This window comes from Spiroplasma sp. ChiS, from assembly GCF_002968355.1.
In the GTDB taxonomy this organism is placed as follows: domain Bacteria; phylum Bacillota_I; class Bacilli_A; order Mycoplasmatales; family Mycoplasmataceae; genus Spiroplasma; species Spiroplasma citri.
The window spans coordinates 1-4,863 of sequence record NZ_PUUH01000312.1 but is presented as its reverse complement, the minus strand read 5'-3'; the positions used below and the strand labels follow the sequence as shown (position 1 = coordinate 4,863).

The 4,863-nt window shown below is 26.9% G+C and carries 3 protein-coding genes and 1 pseudogene; all 4 read left to right on the top strand.

All coding sequences use genetic code 4. From position 1 onward, the window contains the following. Positions 1–1,377 (top strand): annotated as a pseudogene (locus C6B38_RS08795) (hypothetical protein); the annotation flags it as partial. Positions 1,378–1,764: 387 nt separating this feature from the next. Then, positions 1,765–2,214 (top strand): hypothetical protein, encoded by a 450-nt coding sequence (locus C6B38_RS08790; protein ID WP_105299342.1) that lies wholly within the window; start codon positions 1,765–1,767, stop codon positions 2,212–2,214. Positions 2,215–2,457: 243 nt separating this feature from the next. Further along, positions 2,458–3,123 carry a hypothetical protein gene (locus C6B38_RS08785; RefSeq protein ID WP_105299341.1) on the top strand — a complete coding sequence of 222 codons (666 nt, stop codon included), beginning with the start codon at positions 2,458–2,460 and terminating at the stop codon, positions 3,121–3,123. Positions 3,124–4,182: 1,059 nt separating this feature from the next. Continuing rightward, the gene (locus C6B38_RS08780) at positions 4,183–4,833 is read left to right on the top strand and encodes a hypothetical protein (RefSeq protein WP_105299340.1); all 651 of its coding nucleotides are present in this window, start codon (positions 4,183–4,185) and stop codon (positions 4,831–4,833) included. The last annotated feature ends 30 nt before the right edge of the window (positions 4,834–4,863 follow it).

Here is a 4,863-nt window from a genome sequence, read left to right as displayed (position 1 = left end):
TTAGGTGAATTACCAAATAATTTGCCAAGCACTATTTTAAATGAAATTTTAAGATTAAATCCAAATATAGATATAAATTGTATAAGAAGTATTTCTAATATTACAAGTAATTCAGCAATAGCTTGAGGATATTTAGAACATGATACCTATATTGATAATAATGGTTATGCTCATTTATGACATGATACTATTAATGTTTCTTTTAGTTTAAAACAAGAAAATATTTATGCGACATTAAAACGAATAGAAAATCATTCTACAACAACAGAAAATAAACCTATAAAAGAAACATTATTAACTAATCAAAAAATTTTTGATAAATTTAATAATTTATCAAAAGAACAAAAACAACAAAAATTAAATGAAATTAATCAACATTATCAAAATTTATCTAAAGCTGATAAAGCAATATTTAAAAAGAAATTAGAAGTACTGGGTACATCATTGCTTGGTGCGGGGATTAGTGCTATTGGAACAAAAATAATTGTTGGTAGTGGTGGCGCCAGCGGTGCTATAAGTGCAGAAGGAACTGAACTCGTCCCGCTTTTATCAGCAAGTACAACAGAAAATTTAGCTGTTGCTGAAACTGTTACTGCTATTGAAACAACGGCAGTTGAAGGAACAGTTTTAGGAGCAGAAGCTGCTACTAGTTTAACTTTAGCTCCAGGAACTTTGGGTTTATCATTAGTAATTGGTGGTTTAACAATTGCAGGAACTTCTATAATTTGATGAATAAATTCTGATCATAAAAAAATTATTAAACATAAATCACACAATCAATATAATGAAATTGAAAAATATTATAAATTTTTAGCACATGATCAATTAAAATTAGGTCTTGATAATAGTAAATGAAATAAAATTAAAGAAATGAAAGAAAATTCAAATAATTATCAAGACCTAATTTTAATTGATCATGTGCCAAAAATAATGTGTTTTATTGATAAAACTGGTAAATACTTTTTGGTTGGTCTTGATATGTATTTTAACTACTGAATTTATAATACACGAGATAATAATAAATATCGCTTAACTGGATATCAAGCGATCCGCGACACTGCAATTAAAGAATTGCATTATTTAACTGTGGCACAACGCAAATACGAAAAAGAACAAGCAACAAACCCATTTTTAAGTGGGTTAACTTACCAACAAGCACGCAAACAAATTTGTGCTGAAAGCGACAAACTAAAAGCAGAATACCAATCTTTTATTCAAAAAAAGTATTCTGTTCAACAAACTGAAAAAAAATGAAAAGAGAATAATTCTCTTGTTGATAATTATAACACACACTATGAAAAAAACAAGGGGGAACCACCAGAAATGTCTGAAGAAGAACTCAGTGAGTTATTAGTGGAATTAGACAACCTAGACTAACTCCCCTATCGAGTTCTTCACCCCCCCTACCAACAAAGCACAGAACTTGCGTAAAACCACAGAGTAGCAAGACAACGAATAAACAAACCCAAGATATGGTCTTTATCATATCGTTTTTTCGATTTGATAAATCACCGAGTTTTATTATTCATTTTTTTCCAATAGAAAACCAAAATAAATACCATTACTATATCAAAACCTAAATATTATATTAAATTTTAATTATTATTAAATTAAATCTATTAGTAATTTTATCCAAAAAGTATTAATTTTTTTTTTAAAAAATTTAAGATATATTTATTAGGTATTAATAAGGTATTTTAAAATACCTTATATATTCTTTCTTATTCTGCGTAACACAAAAGTGGTCGGTAAGGAGGTAGTGTTATGGGCGAGTTAGAAAAAATATTGCTGATGATTAATCGTTGGGGTTATTTAAATATAGAACAAGTCGCATTGCTGACACAAAAAACATTTAAGACAAAATGCTATGAACTGACCTACCAAGATATGCTCATCAAATGACTTGTTGCACAAAATGACATCGAACATTACCAAACAGAGCGGGAGTTAAAAATGGAAAACGATAACCTCAACGCCTACCCTGACTTAATTGTTTACAAAACTGATGGGACAATTCAATTAGTGGAATTTGAGCGAACACGCAAAACTCCCGAGCGGTTTAGAAAAAAACTTGATGGTCTTTGCAAATACTATAAAGACAACTACCAAGTCCACTGAATTACCCCAACTCAAACTCTCGCCAACTGAATACAAAATCAAATCAATAACTATGCTTGACAAGAACTAAACACCCACAAAATTTGAAACAAATAAAAAAAATAAATTTTCATTTATTTTAAAATAAAGGTTGTTATTTAAAATATCTTTGTTAAGATAAAAGTATAAAAATAGAAATATAATTTTATAGCATAAAAACACAAAATGCTTAATTCCTTGTGTTTCTGTAAATTATTGTATCAAATTTTAATATAATATCAATTCTTTTATAAATTTATGGAAATAATAAGGAAAATAAGCCTATTATTTCTATTTTTATAAAAGAAAGGAATGATATATATGAAAAAACTACTAAGTTTAGTAGGAACAGGTATGTTAGCAACTAGTGCTGTAGCACCTCTTGTTGCTAATACAACATACGAACCAAAAACAGAAGAAGTAATTTCTTCAGAAGATAAAGTTGAAACAACAAAAGACTTAATTTCAGTACAAGAAGAAACAATTTCAGATCATGGAAAAGAAATTAAGAAAAAAGATTTAACAGATGAGGAACTTCATAAAATTATTGATATTGCTTTAAAAGAAAAAACTCACGAAAAACAGGCTTTAAAGCTTATTAATGAGTTAAAACAATATAATGATTATGGACAAAATGAATATATTGTTCATAATATGTCATCTTCTACATGAAAAATAAGTAATGATGTTTGTAAAGTTATTGATTGATTAGTAAAAATAGCTGATTATGCTACGTTAGATGGGTATTTAATTGATGTCCTTATAGTATTATTACCAATACCTTTTGCAAATAAAATTATAAAATTTATTTTTAATTTAATTAAAGATCATTGATCTGAAAATAATCCTTTATCATATAATAAAGGTAATGGAATTGGAATAGACTTTAACTGTATATTATATGTTCCAAAATCTATAGAAAAAATATGAACACAAAATATTATAAATGGGATAGAAGAAACTAATACAAAAAAAATATTAATATAAAAATTGATTAGTATTCTTGTGAAATATTTAGAGCAATTTAAACCGAATAATTTAATATAATTTCCCATTTAAAAACCCTTATAAAATAAGGGTTTTTATTTCTTTGTTTTTAAAATATCATAGTAAGTATTTATGCTATTTAAAAACAACGCTACCAAGTGGCAAGTTATTTATTAAAAAAAATACAAGTGGGCTCCACTTGCTTAGATGGTTTAATTCAAAAATTAAATAAATAAAAAAATTATGTTAAAATTTATTTAGACACTTATTTATAAATTTCTTTTAAATAAAAGGTAACGGTTCAAAGTGTCATATTTATTTTTTCTTATTCAACAGTAATATCTGTTAAATCTTTAATAATTTTTTTAGTGTATTTAAATATACTAATTATAAAAACACCTTATTTTAATATTTAATAAGGTGTTTTTATTTTTTAAAATATTTGTATCTTTTTATAATTTGCTATATAATAAATTTGTTAGCACTTTAAATGCTAGGACAATTAAAAACGGAAACACAACAATTTTGAAGTAACTGTGTTTCCATGAACAATTTTAACATATTTTATTTAACTTAGAATGTGTTATATCAATTATTATAATGTTTGTGGAAATAGCGGTCTGTTATTTCCCTTTTTATTTGTTACAAAAAAGGAGTTGAAATTAAATTATTTAATCCCCTTTGTGGTAAAATAAAAACAATTAAATAAAAAGAAAAATGACCCAGCAGTCATTCTTCTATACACCTATTAAGGGTCTCACAAACCACTTAACTAGGGCTTATTGATTTAACCCCCACCGTTTTATGGTAGGACAGTTAAATTATAACATTATTTATTGTCTTGTGTATAGGTAGAATGAAAAAAGTTCATTCTACCTATTTTTTTATTTAAATATTAAAATAACAAAAATTCATTCTATATCAGACTATATTAGCGTTATCAGTCTATATCATCGTTGAAATAACCATATATATTATTATTTAAAATACATTTTGAAAAATATCAACGCTGATATGGGGCTTAAATTCGCTCAAAACGGCAGAAAGGAGCATATTATTATGCAACAATTACAACAAACAGAACAAGTCAATTATCACTTTGTTGAGATAAATGGGTTTAATCATAAAGTTATTAATCAACTTGATGAGAAAAAACATATCTCTAATTTTTACTTACCGAAAAAATGTGTTCGCCAACACCCTACCCGCAAAGATAGTTATAAAGTAAAAATTTATAACAAGTTTATTTGTGTGCCAAAAATAATGTGTTTTATTGATAAAACTGGTAAATACTTTTTGGTTGGTGTTGACTTAAATTTTACTTATTGAATTTATAATACACGAGATAATAATAAATATCGCTTAACTGGATATCAAGCGATCCGCGACACTGCAATTAAAGAATTGCATTATTTAACTGTGGCACAACGCAAATACGAAAAAGAACAAGCAACAAACCCATTTTTAAGTGGGTTAACTTACCAACAAGCACGCAAACAAATTTGTGCTGAAAGCGACAAACTAAAAGCAGAATACCAATCTTTTATTCAAAAAAAGTATTCTGCTCAACAAACTGAAAAAAAATGAAAAGAGAATAATTCTCTTGTTGATAATTATAACACACACTATGAAAAAAACAAGGGGGAACCACCAGAAATGTCTGAAGAAGAACTCAGTGAGTTATTAGTGGAATTAGACAACCTAGACTAACTCCCCTATCGAGTTCTTCACCCTTCACCC